Source organism: Veillonella montpellierensis, assembly GCF_947090115.1.
GTDB lineage: Bacteria > Bacillota > Negativicutes > Veillonellales > Veillonellaceae > Veillonella > Veillonella montpellierensis.
In genome coordinates this window covers 59362-78189 of the sequence record NZ_CAMUMS010000001.1, presented here as the reverse complement: position 1 = coordinate 78189, position 18828 = coordinate 59362, and the positions used below count along the sequence as shown (strand labels likewise).

22 protein-coding genes and 1 riboswitch are annotated in these 18828 nt (G+C 34.2%); of the genes, 1 reads left to right on the top strand and 21 read right to left on the bottom strand.

All coding sequences use genetic code 11. The features are described from left to right. Window positions 1-105 precede the first annotated feature (105 nt). Window positions 106-783 carry a transcriptional repressor LexA gene (gene lexA, locus P6940_RS00375; RefSeq protein ID WP_277292859.1) on the top strand — a complete coding sequence of 226 codons (678 nt, stop codon included), beginning with the start codon at window positions 106-108 and terminating at the stop codon, window positions 781-783. 939 nt (window positions 784-1722) lie between these two features. On the opposite strand, the gene dapA is transcribed toward lexA, so the two are convergent. The 21 genes from dapA to cobD form a co-directional block, all read right to left on the bottom strand. Then, complete coding sequence (gene dapA, locus P6940_RS00370) at window positions 1723-2601, bottom strand: 4-hydroxy-tetrahydrodipicolinate synthase (RefSeq protein ID WP_277292858.1); 879 nt, start codon at window positions 2599-2601, stop codon at window positions 1723-1725. A gap of 35 nt (window positions 2602-2636) precedes the next feature. Beyond that, entirely contained in the window at window positions 2637-3668 is a 1032-nt protein-coding gene (locus tag P6940_RS00365; protein WP_277292857.1) for an aspartate-semialdehyde dehydrogenase, read from the bottom strand. A gap of 139 nt (window positions 3669-3807) precedes the next feature. Then, on the bottom strand, window positions 3808-4605 hold the full coding sequence (gene dapB, locus P6940_RS00360; RefSeq protein ID WP_277292856.1) for a 4-hydroxy-tetrahydrodipicolinate reductase: 798 nt from the start codon (window positions 4603-4605) through the stop codon (window positions 3808-3810). A gap of 96 nt (window positions 4606-4701) precedes the next feature. Beyond that, a riboswitch (Lysine riboswitch) is annotated at window positions 4702-4869 on the bottom strand. Window positions 4870-5011: 142 nt separating this feature from the next. Then, complete coding sequence (gene recN, locus P6940_RS00355; RefSeq protein ID WP_277292855.1) at window positions 5012-6691, bottom strand: DNA repair protein RecN; 1680 nt, start codon at window positions 6689-6691, stop codon at window positions 5012-5014. Window positions 6692-6694: 3 nt separating this feature from the next. Continuing rightward, on the bottom strand, window positions 6695-7150 hold the full coding sequence (argR, locus tag P6940_RS00350; protein ID WP_028257720.1) for an arginine repressor: 456 nt from the start codon (window positions 7148-7150) through the stop codon (window positions 6695-6697). A 108-nt stretch (window positions 7151-7258) separates the two neighbouring features. Continuing rightward, entirely contained in the window at window positions 7259-7864 is a 606-nt protein-coding gene (locus tag P6940_RS00345) for a tRNA (mnm(5)s(2)U34)-methyltransferase (RefSeq protein ID WP_277292854.1), read from the bottom strand. Further along, window positions 7861-8742, bottom strand: a complete 882-nt coding sequence (locus P6940_RS00340; RefSeq protein ID WP_277292853.1) for an NAD(+)/NADH kinase — start codon at window positions 8740-8742, stop codon at window positions 7861-7863. The genes P6940_RS00345 and P6940_RS00340 overlap by 4 nt, the downstream gene beginning before the upstream one ends. Before the next feature lie 9 nt (window positions 8743-8751). Beyond that, window positions 8752-9558 (bottom strand): TlyA family RNA methyltransferase, encoded by an 807-nt coding sequence (locus P6940_RS00335; RefSeq protein WP_277292852.1) that lies wholly within the window; start codon window positions 9556-9558, stop codon window positions 8752-8754. Continuing rightward, window positions 9555-10031, bottom strand: a complete 477-nt coding sequence (locus tag P6940_RS00330) for a divergent PAP2 family protein (protein WP_277292851.1) — start codon at window positions 10029-10031, stop codon at window positions 9555-9557. Before P6940_RS00330 ends, P6940_RS00335 begins: the two co-directional genes overlap by 4 nt. Before the next feature lies 1 nt (window position 10032). Further along, complete coding sequence (locus P6940_RS00325) at window positions 10033-10911, bottom strand: polyprenyl synthetase family protein (protein WP_277292850.1); 879 nt, start codon at window positions 10909-10911, stop codon at window positions 10033-10035. Window positions 10912-10948: 37 nt separating this feature from the next. Further along, window positions 10949-11155 (bottom strand): exodeoxyribonuclease VII small subunit, encoded by a 207-nt coding sequence (gene xseB / locus P6940_RS00320; RefSeq protein WP_028257714.1) that lies wholly within the window; start codon window positions 11153-11155, stop codon window positions 10949-10951. Then, on the bottom strand, window positions 11139-12356 hold the full coding sequence (xseA, locus tag P6940_RS00315) for an exodeoxyribonuclease VII large subunit (RefSeq protein ID WP_277292849.1): 1218 nt from the start codon (window positions 12354-12356) through the stop codon (window positions 11139-11141). Before xseA ends, xseB begins: the two co-directional genes overlap by 17 nt. A 5-nt stretch (window positions 12357-12361) precedes the next feature. Further along, window positions 12362-13312: a metallohydrolase gene (locus P6940_RS00310; RefSeq protein ID WP_277292848.1), complete on the bottom strand. Its 951-nt coding sequence runs from the start codon at window positions 13310-13312 to the stop codon at window positions 12362-12364. Further along, window positions 13309-13719 (bottom strand): transcription antitermination factor NusB, encoded by a 411-nt coding sequence (gene nusB, locus P6940_RS00305; RefSeq protein WP_038151521.1) that lies wholly within the window; start codon window positions 13717-13719, stop codon window positions 13309-13311. Before nusB ends, P6940_RS00310 begins: the two co-directional genes overlap by 4 nt. Continuing rightward, window positions 13712-14068 (bottom strand): Asp23/Gls24 family envelope stress response protein, encoded by a 357-nt coding sequence (locus P6940_RS00300; RefSeq protein ID WP_277292847.1) that lies wholly within the window; start codon window positions 14066-14068, stop codon window positions 13712-13714. The genes nusB and P6940_RS00300 overlap by 8 nt, the downstream gene beginning before the upstream one ends. Window positions 14069-14075: 7 nt before the next feature. After that, window positions 14076-14480 carry an Asp23/Gls24 family envelope stress response protein gene (locus P6940_RS00295; RefSeq protein ID WP_277292846.1) on the bottom strand — a complete coding sequence of 135 codons (405 nt, stop codon included), beginning with the start codon at window positions 14478-14480 and terminating at the stop codon, window positions 14076-14078. Window positions 14481-14625: 145 nt separating this feature from the next. After that, window positions 14626-15183 carry an elongation factor P gene (efp, locus tag P6940_RS00290; RefSeq protein ID WP_028257708.1) on the bottom strand — a complete coding sequence of 186 codons (558 nt, stop codon included), beginning with the start codon at window positions 15181-15183 and terminating at the stop codon, window positions 14626-14628. A gap of 14 nt (window positions 15184-15197) precedes the next feature. Then, window positions 15198-16271 carry a M24 family metallopeptidase gene (locus P6940_RS00285; protein ID WP_028257707.1) on the bottom strand — a complete coding sequence of 358 codons (1074 nt, stop codon included), beginning with the start codon at window positions 16269-16271 and terminating at the stop codon, window positions 15198-15200. A 74-nt stretch (window positions 16272-16345) separates the two neighbouring features. Continuing rightward, window positions 16346-17038: a pseudouridine synthase gene (locus P6940_RS00280; protein ID WP_028257706.1), complete on the bottom strand. Its 693-nt coding sequence runs from the start codon at window positions 17036-17038 to the stop codon at window positions 16346-16348. Window positions 17039-17053: 15 nt separating this feature from the next. Further along, window positions 17054-17683, bottom strand: coding sequence for an alpha-ribazole phosphatase (gene cobC / locus P6940_RS00275; RefSeq protein WP_028257705.1), 630 nt, complete (start codon window positions 17681-17683; stop codon window positions 17054-17056). After that, window positions 17661-18782 (bottom strand): threonine-phosphate decarboxylase CobD, encoded by a 1122-nt coding sequence (gene cobD / locus P6940_RS00270; protein WP_277292845.1) that lies wholly within the window; start codon window positions 18780-18782, stop codon window positions 17661-17663. The genes cobC and cobD overlap by 23 nt, the downstream gene beginning before the upstream one ends. Window positions 18783-18828 lie beyond the last annotated feature (46 nt).

The following is an 18828-nucleotide window of genomic DNA, read 5'->3' as shown; positions in this document are numbered from 1 at the left end:
GACCTATATAATAGGTATATATAGCTATATTGGGTACAGTACATGAGCGCCCCATATTCTATGATGCATTTATTCCACACTCCATACCATTACGAAAGGATTTCCATGAGACACCCTGCTACCGATATTAATTCAAAACAAATAAAAATTTTAGAATATATAACTAATTGCTTACAAAACGAATATCGTTGTCCTACTGTGCGAGAGATTTGTGAATATATAGGATTAAGCTCTACATCTACAGTCCATTCCCATCTAAATGCCTTAGAACGTTTTGGATATATTAAACGCGATAAAAATAAAAATAGATCAATTTCTGTAATGCATATGCCCAAAACACAACCATCCGTAAATAACATAACCAACGAATGTACTACATCTGAGGAATTTGAGTTTATGGGATCTCACCTTCGTCAAATACCATTAGTTGGCACTGTACAAGCTGGTGCTCCTATTACGGCTATACAAAACATAGAAGATATGATTACCTTACCGATTCGATTAACAGGTAACTCTGATTGTTTCTTATTAAAAGTACAAGGAGAATCGATGATTCAAGCTGGTATTTTAGAAGGAGATTTGCTAATTATACGACAGCAAAATGTTGCTAATAATGGAGATATTGTAGTCGCTAGAATTGATGATGAAGCAACAGTCAAACGTTTCTTTAAGGAAAGTGACCATATTCGTCTACAACCAGAAAACGATGCTTTCTCCCCTATTATTACTCAAAACTGTGTCATTGAAGGACTCGTAATAGGCTTAGTTCGGGATTCTATATAATAATTCGCGCAAAATTAGTAAATAATTTTCAACGCATTACAAGCAACAATGTTAATAGATACACCTAGATGTACCTACTAACATAATAAATATCTGCATAAATAACAATCACCTACACGTATATATTTTATGAAAATACATGCGTGTAGGTGATTGTTTATTATTTTATTCATAGAATAATTGCCTAGCTTAATATGATTTCTAAATTTCTGTTAGCCAATCAACTCATTTATGATCGAGCATTGCTAAGATATATAAATAGGTCATACTATAAGCAAATTGTACTTATTAAAAAATATAAATTTTTGATAATATACAATTTCCAGTTATTCTTCTTGCTGTATACGGTTTTATCACTGGTATAAATTTTAGTAATGTTACTAACAAAAATGACAGAATCACTAAGAAGAGTATTGAATAGAATTTCAAAAACTACAAAGAATTTTCAAAAATTAAAATTACGAAAAAAAAAAAATATATATATGTTTTATCGCACTATATATCCAATTTTATATATTGCATAAAAATCAAGACTGACACCACCAACATAGAATGTAGAAAATATAAAATACGTCATTGTGAAAAGTGTATCCTACAAAAGATTATTTGTATACTAAAATGATTAACTTTTTGACTTATTCAAATCATAGTCACTATAGTTAGAAAATTTATTACTTACTAAAATTTCACCAATAAATTAGAGAGTTATATTAATTATTACAAGATTAACTATATAATCTCAAATTAAAAGGAATGAGTTCAGTAGAATACCAAACTCATTCCTAAAAAGTAACTTAATAGTATCTGTTCATAACTATAGAACTTAATAAAATTTTTCTGTAATGCGCTTTTTATAAAGAATCATAATGCATAGTCTCTATATAATAAAACTCTATACCATACATACAATCTAATATACTATATCCAGTGTCATACTACTCATTTATATGGTTCTAAAGCAGATTCAATAACGGCCGCTTCTGCGTCATTAGGTTCACACATAGGCAAGTGAAAAGGACCTGCTGGTAATCCCATTTTTCGAACCGCATATTTAATAGGAATTGGATTCGTAGTTATAAACATGGCTTTAAAAAGAGGAACTAGTTCTCGATGAATGCGTTCCGCATCTAGCCCTCTATTTTCTTCATAGGCTTGAATCATATTACTCATCTTTGTAGCTGCTATATGCGATACAACAGAAATAACACCACAAGCACCAACAGACAATAAAGGTAATGTTAACCCATCATCACCACTATACATCATAAAACTATCTGGCAAAGAATATTTAATTTCAGAAGCAAGATTTAAATTACCACTAGCTTCTTTTATGGCACATATATGTGGATATTCTCTATGCAAACGTGCTAGCGTATTAGCTGTAATAGATGTGCCTACCCGTCCTGGTACATTATAAATCATAATCGGTAAACTTGAAGCTTCTGCAATAGCTTTGAAATGTAAATATTGCCCCTCTTGATTCGGTTTATTATAAAATGGAACAACTGCCATAAGCGCATCTACTCCAGTAGCACTAGCGCGTTTCGTAAATTCTACACTATGTTGCGTACTATTAGTGCCTGTATTAGCAATAATAGTACCTTTCTTGCCACAAGATTCTACAATACGTTGAAATAATAGCAATTTATCTTCATCAGAAATTGTAGGACTTTCACCAGTTGTACCACATACTACTAATCCATCTGATCCATGATCTAATAAATAATTGGCTAACTGTACACTTCCTTCAAAATCTACTGTTCCATCTTGACAAAACGGTGTAATCATAGCTGTTATTACACGACCAAAAGTTTTCATCCTTAGCCTCCCTAAGTCTATAGACTCTTCATCTATTAAAAGCTTTGTTTCTCAATAAGGTACTCTGCAATTTGCAACGCATTTAAGGCGGCACCTTTACGGATTTGATCACCTACAATCCAAAAATTCATTCCTTTTTCATTATATAAATCTTTTCTAATACGTCCAATTTCACAATCATTTTGATTAGATGTATATAATGGCATAGGATATATCTGTTCCATCGGATTATCTTTTACCTGCAAACCTTTGAATGTACGGCAAGCAGCTTTAAAATCCTCTACACTAACAGATGATTCTGTTTCGACTAATACAGATTCTGAATGAGAACGGTACACAGGAACTCGTACAGTAGTTGGTACAACTTGAATTGTATCATCGTGGAATATTTTTTGTGTTTCATAAACCATTTTCATTTCTTCTTTTGTATAGTCATTTTCTAAAAATATATCAATTTGAGGAATCACATTAAACGCAATTGGATAATGTTTAGGACAAGAAGTAGTTGGCAATATATTCGCTACTACTGGCTCATGATGGACAGATGCACTTACCTGTTTTTCTAATTCTTCTAACCCTTCTTTACCCGCTCCAGATACTGCTTGATAAGTACTAACAACAATACGCTTAATAGGAGATAAATCATGCAAAGGCTTTAACCCTAATGCCATAATAATCGTAGAACAATTAGGATTAGCAATAATTCCTTTATGCTTATCAATATCTTCTGGATTAACTTCTGGTACTACCAATGGTACTTCTGGGTCCATACGAAATGCACTAGAATTATCGATAACAATGGCACCACGCTTTACTGCTTCTGGTGCTAAAGATTTAGAAATGGATCCACCTGCAAATAAAGCAATATCAATATCTTCAAACGATTCTGGTTTTGCCTCTTCTACTATATACTTTTTACCATTAACTACAAGTGTAGTCCCTGCTGAACGAGCTGATGCTAATAACTTTAATGTATTAAATGGAAATTTGCGTTCTTCAATTAATGTAATAAATTCTGCCCCTACAGCACCGGTAGCACCTAAAATGGCAACATTTGGTTTCCTCATATCTATCCCTCTTTTTTTAATTACCACATATTCTATTTATATAAACTATGGTTCTTACTATTTCAATATATTGTTACTACTACTATATAGAACAAGCGTCTATAATACGTCCGATATAACAAATGTCCTAATGCATTAATTATAAATAATGTTCTAATCCATAGGTTAATCCTGGATATAAACTTATTTTTTTGCAAGCTAATACAACACCAGGCATAAAAGATTTACGGCTCAAAGAATCATGACGAACGGTCAATGTTTCATCGAATCCGCCAAAAATAACTTCTTGATGAGCTACATACCCAGGCAACCTCACACTATGAATAGTAATGTCATCGACTTTGGCACCTCTTGCACCAGGTAAACTTTCTTTTGTTAAATCTTCTGCCGCAGTAACATGAGCTGCTACTTTAGCTTCATTAATCAATTTAGCCGTTAGAATAGATGTACCCGATGGCGCATCATATTTATGGTTATGGTGTAATTCAATAATCTCTACATTTGGAAAGTATGGTGCTAATTCAGATGAAACCTTCATCATCATCACTGCCCCTAAGGAAAAATTTGGAGCCACAAGACAATTGGCACCATTTTTTCTAGCAATACGATCAAGTTCAGTCCGTTCTTCTTCTGTAAGGCCTGTAGTACCAATAACCAAATGTATACCCGCAGACAAAATCTGTTTCGCATTTTCAAAAATAACCGCTGGCGATGTAAAATCCACTATCACATCTGGTTTCTCATGAGATAAAGCGTCTTTTAATGATGGGGAAGTTACAATGTGTAAAGGTTCTATCCCTGCCACTGAACCGATATCACGGCCAGCTAATTTTGGATCGACACCTCCTATTAATGTAAGTTCACTATCATCATGTACGGCTTTTACTACTTCTTTTCCCATTTTACCGCCCGCACCTGACACCATTACTTTAATCATGATAACGCCTCCTAAAAAAAAGACCAGCGGTGTTATCCACTGATCTTTCTATATACTACTTATTCTCCTATAACGAGAATAAAAATAATGCAAGAACAATGAGTTAGCACTCCATCAAATGATGACAGTCACATACCTATTAAGTATATAACCAGCAATAATCGTTAGTATAATTATCACTTCGGCGATCAGTCCTTTTATTATGCTTCTCTGCTTACCAAACTCCACAAAATTACTATTACATCTCGCGCCTCTATCTCCGTATATGATATTCTAATGTAATTAGTATACGTGTATTTTTCATATAAGTCAAATATAAGCATACTCAACTATCCGACTATAATTTTATGCCCCTATTAGAATAATTAGAAAATTATTCTGTCTCACCTGCATATGTAAATACTAATCAAGATTTAGAAGAAATAGCAAAATGTTCCATCAGTTCTCTAGCTGTTTCCATAGCTGTATGAGAAATATTTTTACCAGACATCATGCATGCTATTTGCCGTAAGTGCTCCTCTTTATCAAGTTCTTTCACTGTAGAATACGTACGTCCATTTTTTTCCATTTTCGACAAATGATAATGATGTAATGTAATACTTGCAGTCTGCGGCAAATGGGTAATACAAAATATCTGATTATGGGTAGATAGATTTTGTATTCGTTCCGCCACACGTAATGCAATATCACCACTGATACCAACATCAATTTCATCAAAAACTAGTGTTTTATGCATATTATCACTAAATACAGACTTAAAGGCTAAGGCAATCCGCGCCAATTCACCACCAGATGCAACTTTATGCAAAGGCAATAAAACCTCTCCTGTATTTGCTGAGAATAATAACTCAATCGAGTTAGCTCCTAACGCAGTTAAGCTATGATCACAGTCGATAGAAAATTCTAATCGTGCTTTTTCCATACCTAGAATAGACAACTCTTTTTGTAATGCTTTTGCAATCGAGTCAGCATTCTTCTGGCGGATAGTGCATAAGGCAAGTAAATCAGTCTCTGCTTGTTGTTTTGCCAATGCTAACTCTTCTTCCAGAGTCTCTTGTGCATACGTTTCTTTTTCCAACTCTTCTAAACGAGATTGTGCCTTCTCTTCATATGCTTGTATTTCTTCAATAGTTGTCCCATATTTTTTCTTCAATGCATATAACAGAGAGTCCCGTTCTTGACAATACACATATCGCTCTTCATCAAAGCTAATCGTATCACCATATCGATCTAGTGATTGTGCTGCCTCTTCTAATTGAACATAGGCAGAATTCATCAAGTCTAATATAGTAGCAAGTTGATCATCATATTTTGTGACACCTTGTATTTCACTTTGAATACTTGTTATAACATCTAACAAAGGTGTTTCTCCCTCATAAAATGCATGATAGCACGATGATACTACCTTATTAATATATTCAAAACTATCAAGCCTTTTTAACTCATCCCTGATAGATATATCTTCTCCAGGCTCTAAAGCAGCCGTTTCTATTTCATCAATTTGAAAGCGTAATATATCTAGCTCTCTAGCTCGTTCAGCCATAGTTTCTGTCAAATGATCCGCCTTGCATTTAGCATTTTTATATACTGTATAGGAGGATTGATACTTCTCATAAGCTTGCTTAGCTTCTTCCGTATAGGTATCCAGGTACTCATGATGCGTAGTTGGATCTAGTAATAATTGATTGCTATATTGACCATGAATATCCGCTAAATACTGTCCAATCTCCTTTAACGCCTTTAAGGGGATAGGTTGATCATTAGCAAGAATTGTTGATTTTCCTTGTCGATTGAAAGAACGAGATAAAATAAGTTGTCCGTCCTCTACTAAAATATTCTTGCTATCCAACACCTCTAGTAATCTTTTATTATGGGAAATATCAAAAACACCTTCAATAATAAAACTATCCTTTTCATAGCGAATAAATTCACTATTAGCTCGTTCTCCCAATAAAATGCTAAAAGCATCCATCAAAATAGATTTTCCAGAGCCTGTTTCTCCTGTAAAAATAGTAATTCCTTCACGAAAGTTGATTCTCATCTGCTCAATCAAAGCAAAGTTTCGAATTCCCATTTGCAATAGCATAGATTAATCCTTCATTAATTCAGCAATACGTTTTAATACTGTTGGCACTTCATCTACTGTTTTAGCAATCAATAAAATTGTATCATCACCCGCTAAGGTACCGATAATCTCTGACCATTTTGCATGATCAATAGAAAATGCTACTGATTGAGCCGATCCAGGAATTGTATGAAGTACAATCATATTCAAACTATTATCGACCTTAATAATAGAGTCTTGAAATAAACGATTAATACGACTTCTAGATAAAACAATATTTTCCTCCGGCGATAGAGCATAACGATAATGTCCATCACCTGTAGGAATTTTTATTAACATTAATTCTTTAATGTCTCTCGATACAGTTGCTTGTGTAACCTCAATTCCTTCAGCCAATAAAGCGGCTGCCAATTCTTCTTGTGTTTCAATAGAATGAGATTGCACGATTTCTTTAATTTTGTTATATCGGTAACGTTTCATAATGGCTCCTTTTATGATATTAACCACAATGCTATTATTTTTAATTATATCACATAGAAATGTATAAAAGTACGACTTTTTATACATTTCTATGTATTATCTATTAAATTAGCGTCTTTTTATTATGTATAGTTGAGGTGGCCGATTAATTTGATTGATTGGCTTCCACATAGCAATATCAAATTGCTTCTGACACTGTTGTGATAAAAAATCTTCTACCGCCTCTTGTTCTGATTGCCCATATGTCGTACCAGGATAAGCTACAATTGTCACATAACCATTCGTAGATAAATATTTCATGCTACTTGAAATAGCTGCTAAGGTGCTCTCAATTTGAGTAGTAATTGTATGATCTCCTCCAGGCAAATATCCTAAATTAAATAAGACCAAATCAAATCGTTTTCCTCTGTGCCCAATCTGTTCAATAAGAATATCATGGGAACCTACTAACAGTGTCACTTTCTTCGCGCCAGTCCTATGATTACAACTATGTTGATTTATAGAGAGCTTGGCTTTTGCTGTTTCAATTGCTACTTTTTGAATATCTATTCCTATAAATTCACAATTTCTATTATCTAGCCTAGATGCCTTTTCACATACATATAGTAAATCATTCCCATTTCCACAAGTTGCATCAATAACTACCTGAGCATCAACAATACATTCATCCCAAATACAATGTTGAAATTGAACAGCATGATTAACATTAATCATAATAATTCATCCCGCCTTGCCGATAACTTTTTAAAAAGTGTACTAAAAAATTTCTGATCTTCAAAACGTACAAATCGGCAATATACTGGATTCGATGCTATATGCAATATCTCTTCTCTAGAAAAGTTATATTCAAAGGTGCCGTCAATACAAATATGCAATTGCTTCTCTCTACTAGGCATAGTGATATCAATCTGGGCACTTTCTTTTAATACCATTGACACACTTTGTAATAAATGTGGTGCTATGGGTGTCACAATGATGGATCGATTATCCGGTGCCATAATAGGCCCCCCTGCCGATAAATTATAACCAGTAGATCCCGTAGCCGATGCAACAATCAAGCCATCTGCAGGATACATTTGCGTATGGCCCCCATTAATAGCTAAGTTAATACGTGCCATTTTTGCTGGTTCAGATCGTGTAACAACCAATTCATTAATAATCGGTACTAATTCTTGTGTACCTGTTGGTCCTTGAATTTTCGCATGTAAATGGCCTCTATTTTCTATCACATATTCTCCATTAGCGATTCTTTTAATATGCGATGTCATTTGTTCTAATTCAATTTGATTTAAAAATCCAAGTTCCCCTAAATTAATACCACAAACCGGTACATTATATGGGTATATTTGACGAGCTAAATGGATAATTGTTCCATCTCCACCAAAACTAAATGCCATATCCAATTGTTTAAAAATATCTGGTTTTCTTAGCACATGAGAAGTAGGTATGGATAAGAGATTTACTAAATTATACTCCTCAATATCATCAGGAATATACACTTCGATATCATTATCCTTACAAATTCTATATGCTGTATTCAGTATTTCTATAATATTAGGCTTTCCCATATTAGGAAAAAATCCAATTCGCATTTTTTTCTCCTATAATGTATGTGCTTTATCTACTACTGATTGAATTAGTTCATCAGTAATTGGTAATGCACCCACTTCATTCTTTGTAAAGTAACCTAAAAATTCGATATTTCCTTCCATGCCTTTGATGGGAGAGAATGTAAGACCTTGTAAATACAAATGGCATTGACTAGCAACTGATAAAATACGCGACAATACCTCTTTATGAATCATCGGATCTCTAACAATGCCACCTTTACCGACTTTATCTTTTCCAGCTTCAAATTGTGGCTTAATCAATGCCACCATAGATCCTGTATCTTTTAATAAATGAACGGCTACTGGTAATACTTTGTCCAATGAAATAAACGCCACATCAATAGAAATAAAATCTGCTAATTCGCCTATTTGGACTGGTGTAACAGAACGAATATTTTGTTTTTCCATGTTAATAACGCGTGAATCTTGTCGTAGTTTCCAAGCTAATTGATTATATCCTACGTCAATAGCAAAGACTTTACTCGCTCCATTTTGCAATGCACAATCAGTAAATCCACCCGTAGAAGCTCCGATATCTATCATAACCGCATTTGTTAAATCAATATCATATAAATGTATCGCTTTTTCTAACTTCAAACCGCCCCTACTAACATAGGGTAATGTATTACCTTTTATAACAATATTAGCATCTACAGGAACCTTCGTTCCCGCTTTATCAATTCGTATGGACTCGTCCATAAAAATTTGACCTGCCATAATCGCAGCTTTTGCTTTTTCTCTACTTTCAAATAAACCACGATTCACTAATACTATATCTAATCGTTCTTTCGTACTCATATAGCACCACCATAAACTACAAAATATTGAATACATGCAATAAGTATACCTAACATAAGGCCTCCGAATACTTCAAATGGTGTATGTCCCAATAATTCTTTTAATGTAGCCCCATCTAGTCGTACGGGAATCTGCTTATTTTTAAAATAATGAATTAATTGATTTAAAATTTGCGCTTGTTTTCCTGCCTCTCTGCGCACTCCCGATGCATCATACATAACAATGCAGGATACAACAACACCTAAAATAAAAATATCAGACTCCACACCATTCTTAATAGCTATCGATGTGGTAGTGGCAATAACAAAGGATGTATGAGAACTAGGAAATCCACCTGATCCAACTAACCGTTCCCATGAAAATGTTTTATATCTTACTAATGTAATAAAAAATTTAAGGAGTTGTGCCCCAAACCATCCCCAAAAAGCACTTTGTGCTACATAATTATGAAATAATACTATTATCGTATCCATATTAATTTGACCTACCTACTAAATACGTTACTAACGCCTCTAATATCCTAGTATCATGGGTAGTATTATCCAGTGCCTGACTAGCCATATTCGCTACGTTTTTTGCTTCTGCTCTAGCTTTTTCTAGTCCAAGCAATGATACATAGGTAGATTTATCTTGTCGTTCATCACTCCCTGGCGTCTTGCCAAGTTCTTCTACCGTTCCTACCACATCTAATATATCATCAGTAATTTGAAATAATAATCCTAAGCAATTTGCATAAATACGATATTCTTCTTTGGTAGATGCATCTGCTTGCCCCAAAATTAATCCTAGTTCTACAGCGGCAGAAAATAAAGCACCTGTTTTCCCTCTATGCAAAATCTTTAATTCTTCTAAAGGAATGTGCTTACCTTCACTTAATAAATCAAATGCTTGTCCACCAACCATACCATTTGGCCCTGCTGCAGCAGCTAATACTCCAATGCATTCCTTACATATTTGTGCAGATACTACTTTATTTTTTGTACACAACTCAAAAGCATATGTCAATAAGCCATCGCCAGCCAAAATAGCCATTCCCTCGCCAAACACTTTATGATTGGTTAAGTGTCCTCGACGATAATCATCATTATCCATTGCTGGCAAATCATCATGAATTAGAGAATATGTATGTATTAACTCCAAGGCACATAAGAATTCCGTATATTTTTTATAATCCTCGCCTAACGATTCCAATATCGCCATGGTTAAAATAGGACGAATTCTTTTTCCTCCTTGTAATAAACTATAATTCATAGATTCATATAATCGACTATATTCTGGAATTTCTGATGCTAATAACGTTGCTAATTCTGCTTCTACAAACTTCTTACCCTTTGCTAAATAGTTTGCTATCATAATGTCCTCTCAATTATTACAGTAATTTTATATATCACTATTCTGTAATTTTTACTTCTTCAATAATCTGTTGAATTTCATCTTCTACATTTTCTAGTATGCTAGTACATTCTTTAACTAGTACTAATCCCTTTTTATAATTTATTAACAATTCATTAATTGATAAATCATCTCTATCTAATGTTTGTACAATTGATTCTAATGCAGCATACTTTTTTTCATAGTTTTTAATTGTTGTTGTCATATCTTTTTATATCCTCAACGCGTGTCTGTACACTCCCATCACATAAGGTAATGTTGATAGAATCACCTACTGATATGGTATCTACGGAAGTAATCACATGATTTTTTGATTCAACACGACTATATCCTTTCAACATTAAATGTAATGGGTTAAGCAATTCTAATTGCTTGCCTATCGTAAATAATTGATTTTTTTTACTATCTACTTCTGTAGTCACTAATTGTATCAATGTACTTTTATAATTTTGCAATCGTTTTTGTTCTTGATGAATAGAAGTTAATGCAGGAATACCAAGTTTTCGATTAAATATAGCACTTAATTGTCGTTTTTTTTCAGACAATACATTATCTATATGATTGTGTAAATACATCTCTTTTGCATCTAATTGTTCTTGTAAACTACGCAATGGGTACACTGCCATTTCTGCCGCATGACTTGGTGTAGCAGCCCTTACATCAGCAGCAAAATCACAAAGAGTATAATCAGTTTCATGGCCTACTGCAGAAATAATGGGCGTCTTACATTCATAAATTGCTTCTACAACTTGTCTAGCATTAAAACACCATAAATCCTCCGGTGTTCCACCACCACGGCCAACAATAATTAATTCTATGTCCTTATCTTTATCGGCTCGTTGAATTCCTTTTGCTATACTAATAGCAGCCTTATCCCCTTGCACTGGTACAGCAAACAACTTAAATGGAATCAGAGGATTTCTTTGTTTACTTACATGCAAAATATCATGCAATACTGCACCAGATTGAGATGTTACAATGCCAATACAAGTAGACATAGTAGGTAATGCTTTCTTATGATCATCATCAAAATAACCAAGTGCGGATAATTCTTTTTTCAGTGCTTCAAACTCGAGTTGAATACTACTTTTTTCACCCACTTGCATATCCTGGCAAATCAAGTGTAATCGTCCTGTTTTACTATAAAAATTAATAGAGGCTTTCATAGTAACTAGCAATCCATTTTCAATTTGCTTAACCAGGCCTTTTTGTATGGCCGTGCTCTTCCACAGTGTCACATCAATCGCTGATTCTTCATCTTTCAAAGTGAAATAAAAATGTCCATTGCTATGATGTTTAGCATTTACAATAGTACCTACTACATACACATTTTTAAGTACATATTCTTTGTCTAATGTACGCTTGATAAAAGCATTTAATTTAGTTATAGAAAATATATGTTCCATATATATTATCCTCCACATGCTTGATGGAGTAAAGAAGCTCCAAATGCATTGCCCGTAGCATTATCATAGCTATATTTAGCATCTGCCAAAACTAGTTTCATATGTAATTTTCCTGTAGTACGTTCTAATTGATGCCGTAAAAATTGATTCGACATAACACCTCCTACAGCAACTAGAGTTAAAGCTGGCCTCTGTTGTACATGATATGAAATCATTTTATCTAATGACTTTGCAATACACTTAAATACAGAAAGTGCCATTTCATTTGTCGCTTTGCATCGTTGTATGCGACGCATCATTTCACTATAAGGGCCACTAAAACTAATATGTCCATTTTTTACAGATGAAGGCAGTGGATCATAGGTAAATGCCTTATTTGCTGCTTTTTCCATCATAGGACCGGCAGGGAAATGAAAGCCCAAAGCCACGCCTACGCGATCAACGAATTGTCCTCCATGTAAATCTAAACTGCCCCCCACTAATTCTGTATGAAAGCAACCTGATGTATCATATTGACAATATAATAACTCTGTAGTTCCACCTGATACATGTAAGCTATAAAATGGTTCCATAGGAATAAATTTAATCTGACGTAGTGCTGCTAAAATATGATTCTCTTGATGTGAAAATCGATATAACGGAATTTTTAATATATGAGCCAATGTCCTAGCATGTCCTAACCCCACTAAAAATGCTGGCATATAAGAATTATCCTCACGTCTAGGAAACGCACTAACCCCTATAGCACTAATAGATCCATCCAAGGTTAGTGATTCTATAAGATCTGGTAATGCACGTGTATGTTGAAATACCATTTCTGATTGCTGTAATCCACATGCACCAGATTTAACTTGTAATAATCGACGTGCTTCGCCAATGAGATTACCTTCTTGATTAACAATAGCACAAGAAGTCGTATAGCAACTCGTATCAATGCCTAAATAGTAATGATTCATTTTGATTTCACTATACTATCTAACACGCCATTAATAAATCGATATGATGATGTGGATGCAAAGGACTGTGCTAACTGAACCGCTTCATTAATAATAATAGAAGGTGCTAATCTATCATCAGAAAATTTAATTTCATAAATAGCCAATCGTAAAATTGCTCGATCAATCCTATCTAAATGTTCTACGCGACGCTTATTTAAAAACGATTGCATACACATATCAATATCCTGCATATGTGCTATTATGCCTTGTAGCGTATTCTTCACATATGTGGCATCCATACTCCCATCTTTGTACCCTTCAGGGAATACCATCTCATCGATTGTATTATGAAATTCATTAGCATAGAGTGTTTGAAAGACATATTGTCTTGCTTGCCTACGATTTCGTTTATTACTATTACTCATTATGAAACTCCTCTTGTTTTGTTACTAAGCCCTCAATGTGAACATCTACTTTAACATCTTCTAATCCCAACGTTTCTTTTAATTTTGTTCGAATATTACGTTGTATATGTTTAGATACATCAATTAACTGATACCCATAAAAAACCTTGCAATATAAATTAATTTCTAATCCTTCTTTACGATGCTTTAAATTTAATCCTGGTAATGATTTCTTTCCAAATTTTTGACCAATACCATCCATAACATCATCAATAAGCCTTGTACTTAATGAATGAACTTCATCCATATTAGTTACTACTTTTGTAGCTACATCCAGTATTTCCCTATCAGTAACATGTATTTTTGACATAATTGACTTATTTTTTTGTTTCATCTTGCTGCTCCTTAATGATTGTCTGTGACAAATCATTAAATACTAATCCTTGCACAAAAATATTAATGTGTTCTACTTTAGCTTCAGTCATATCAACAAGAGCTGTTTTAATTCGTTCTTGTAATCGTAATGCCACATCAGGAATACGATACCCATAATTTACAATCACATACATATCAATACATAGAGCGCCATCTTCTTCGAAAGATATACTCACGCCTTCATTCGTTTTTTTTCGTCCTAACAAATTAGCTACTTCATCACTAAAAGTACCACTCATCCCAGCTACCCCTTTAGTCTCCAAAGCTTTGTTAGTAATAATAGTTGCGTATACATCTTCATTAATTTTTATTTTGCCTTCTTCTAAATAGATAGCTCGTTCTGCCATATTATTTCGCTCTCCTTTCTAAAAAAAACATTTGCCTACAGTATGCTAACAAATAGACAAATGCTTTTAATAATAACACATATATAGGATATAAATCCATTGGTAAAGAGCGATTGCCTATATACTATATCTGAAAACTTCAGCGTTAGGCACGTTCAATATATTGTCCTGTTCTTGTATCAATTCGAAGAACATCATCAACATTAATGAACATAGGAACTTTAACAGTATAACCAGTTTCTAATACAGCTGGTTTATTGCCACCAGTCGCTGTATCTCCTTTAATGCCTGGTTCTGTTTCGATTACTTTAAGTTCTACTGCAACTGGTAAATCAAGACCAATAACAATACCTTGGAAGAACATAATACTTACTTCCATATTTTCTAATAAAAAGTTTTTTGCATCTCCTAATTGTTCAAGAGTTAATTCAACTTGATCATAGGTTTCATTGTCCATAAATGTATAAGTATTATCACTTTCATACAAATATTGCATACGACGACGATCAACATGTGCTTTAGGAACTTTTTCACCTGCATTAAATGTACGTTCTACTACAGCTCCAGTTTGTAAGTTTTTTAATTTACACCGTACAAACGCTGCGCCTTTACCTGGTTTAACATGTTGAAAGTCTACGACTTGCCATACATTATTGTCAATTTCAATTGTTGTACCTGGGCGAAAATCATTACTAGAAATCATTAAAATACCTCCATTTAAATACCTAATTCTATTAAATTCTTAGGGCTATGTGTTAACACCTCACAACCTTGCGACGTAACAATAACACTGTCCTCTATTCTCAATCCAATAGTACCTGGCAAATATATACCTGGTTCAATGGTGACTATCATTCCTGCCTCAAAAACAGATTCAGATCGTGGCGATGCTACTGGCAATTCATGAATGTCAAGACCTACTCCATGTCCTGTACCATGACCAAAATACTCCCCATATCCATCTGCTTTAATTGATTCTCTACAAACCGCATCCAATTCTGCACCAGTCTGCCCTACATGAACAGACTCTACACCTTTTGTTTGCGCCCGTAACACCACATCATATAATTGTTTCTGCAATGATGATGCTTGTCCCATCACGATTGTACGTGTCATATCAGAATGATATCCTTCATACACTGCTCCAAAATCAAAAGTAACAAAGTCGCCTATTTCAATGACCTTGTCACTAGCAACACCATGTGGCATACTAGATCGATAACCAGAAGCTACTATGGTAGCAAATGATGGTTCCTGCGAACCACGTTGCAACATTTCTGTTTCTAATATAATGCGTGCCTCATTTTCAGTCATACCAACTTGTAACGACTGTAAAAGCACAGTAAATGCTTCGTCCGCAATAGTTGCAGCCTTACGCATATATATTAGCTCTTTCTCTGTTTTAACTTGCCGCAATGCAGTAAGATCTATCGATGTAAATGTAACTTTATCATCGAACGATTCACAAATTGTTTCATACGTGTTGACTGGCAACTGATTTCCTTCAATACCACATAGGCTAATAGGAATATCATTGGTACGTATCACATCACATATAGAACTCCATATGGAATTAGTATATTGAATTACTTCATACCCTTGACACTGCTTATTTGCTTGTTCTGTATACCTACTATCAGTAAATAAAAAAGCCTGGTTTGGCGTAACAAAGGCTACTGCTGTTGTTCCTGTAAACCCTGCAAAATAATGAAGATTAGTAGGGCTAGTAATCAGCATAGCATGGCAATCCTTCTGAACTAGATATGATTGCAATCGTTGTAATCCATTCATGTGATAACTCCTATCTGAACAAAGTTCACTTTATAATACCATAAAAAAGTATATTTGAATAGATATTCTATCGATTAATCAAAACAATGTATCTCCTCATTTGATAATACTTGGTACGATCCGGCTGTCTCAATACCAGCTAAATCAATAGGTCCTATTGATACTCGTTTAAGATATAAAACAGTCCCCCCTGCTGCACTAATCATACGTTTTACTTGATGATATTTACCTTCTTCAATAGTAATATATCCAGCCTGATGCACCAATAAGCGAATGTCTGCTGGTTTACATTGTGTACCATCACCCAATGTAATTCCTTCTTGAATACGCTGAACGCCTACATCTGTTAACTTCCCATCATACTCAAAGTAATAGCATTTAGGTATATGTTTCTTACCATGAATCACACGATGTCCCCACTGCCCGTCATTAGTGAGTAACAATAATCCTTCTGTATCTTTATCTAATCGTCCTACTGGGAAAACACCCATTTTTTTGAATTCCTTTGGTAATATATCCATAACTACAGGATCGCTATCTTCTACTGCTGTTATATATCCTTTTGGTTTATGAAATTTTATATAGTATTGTAAGGTATTCGATATTTTTTCTCCCTTAACAGTAATTTGATCTACTGCAGGAGTAATAGAGTATTCTTTTTTAGTAACTACAACTTCATTGACTCTAACCACACCACTTTTTAATAGTCTATGAACGTCTTTACGACTTCCTAATCCTTTGTTCGCTAAAAATTTATCAATTCTCATATAAGGCTTTCTCTACTACAATTTATTTTCAATGTGCTTAGTATCATTTAACATATTTAAAATATTATGATCCTCTGCACCCATACCATAATAAAATAATCGACTAATACCAGTATTACCTTGACTTAAATTCCAAGAATAATCCAACGGCAAGTTTAGTAATTTACAAATAATAGTGCGATTCGTTCCTCCATGAGCCACTACTAATATAGTATCTCCATCCTGAGTGGTATGAATGGTTTCTTCTAATGCTTGCCATGCACGTTCTTGCACATCTTGAAAGCTTTCTCCGCCTTGAATGCGTAATCTTTCAGGATGACGATACATTTCTTCAATGGCTCCAGGCCATTTGGCATCAATCTCTTTATATGTTAATGCTTCCCATGCGCCAAAGTTAATTTCCCGTAACCGCTTATCTTTTACGATGTCTACATTTCTACTTCCAACAATCATTTTAGCCGTAATATATGCGCGACTCAAATCACTGCAAATCACCTTATCAAATGTAATTTCATTCATTGCCAAAGAACATTGTTGTGCTTGTAAAATACCTCGTTCATTTAACGGTACATCAGTTTGTCCTTGATATTTTCCTGTATAGTTCCACTCCGTTTCCCCATGTCTAACCAAATAAATTGTATTCATTCATAAACTCCTTAATTGTCATCAATAATCTATTATTCAGCTCCACTGATTTAATAGCAATTCTAAACCAATCATTACCTAATCCATAAAAATTATCACAACTACGTATCAATATTTGATGATCTTCTAAGAATGTTTTTAAATCTTCTACGGTAACCTTCTTGTGTTGCCAATGAATCAACATAAAATTAACAGAAGGCTTATAAGCCACTACACCTGGCAGAGCGTTATATGCGTCATACATCCGTTCTTTTTCCTGTTGAATATATTCCTTCGTAGCTTGACTATAAGATATATCTTGTAATGCCTCAATAGCATATACTTGTGCTAATGAATTTACGGACCATGTGGGAATTAATGATTGTATTTGTCTGGTCAACGAAGCATTTGCAAAAGCTAATCCTATTCGCAACCCTGGTACAGCAAAAAATTTAGTTAACGAATGTACAACAATTAAGTTATCATGCTTTCTCACTAATTGCCGTACACTGTGGCTTCCATCTGTAAAGTCAATAAATGATTCATCAATAACCAACAAGCTATCAATATAATCATATATACGAGCTAACTCATCAACTTGATCAATATCTAATAGAGTACCGTCAGGATTATTCGGATTTCCTAAAAAAAGAATGACTCTTCCATCTTGTCCATGTAGTTTAGCGGCAAATGACTTAAGTGCCGTATAAGGAACCTCAAAAATTTTCTCATCTTCATTACACTTATAATAAATAGGTGCTACTTCCATATGAGCCATACTAGCCGAAGATTCATATTCAGAAAAACCTGGTGCTGGCACCATAACTCCTGTATAGTTTGGCAATCGACAAATAGCAGATAAAATTTCCGCTGCCCCATTGCCAGCTACAATCATAGAAGGATCTATCTTATAATACTGAGCTGCTACATCTAGTAATTCCTTATGATTTGGATCTGGATAATGGGTAATCATATCAATCTGAGACTTCATCATGTCAACGCCTTTTTTATTAGCCCCAAGAGGATTAATATTGGCACTAAAATCAATAACATCCTGTGGTGCAATGTTATGATTCTTAGCAAATTGATAAATATTACCGCCATGAACTTTCTGTGTCATACAATAATAGTCCGATATTCCTATCGGACTCCTTTCTATAAATAAA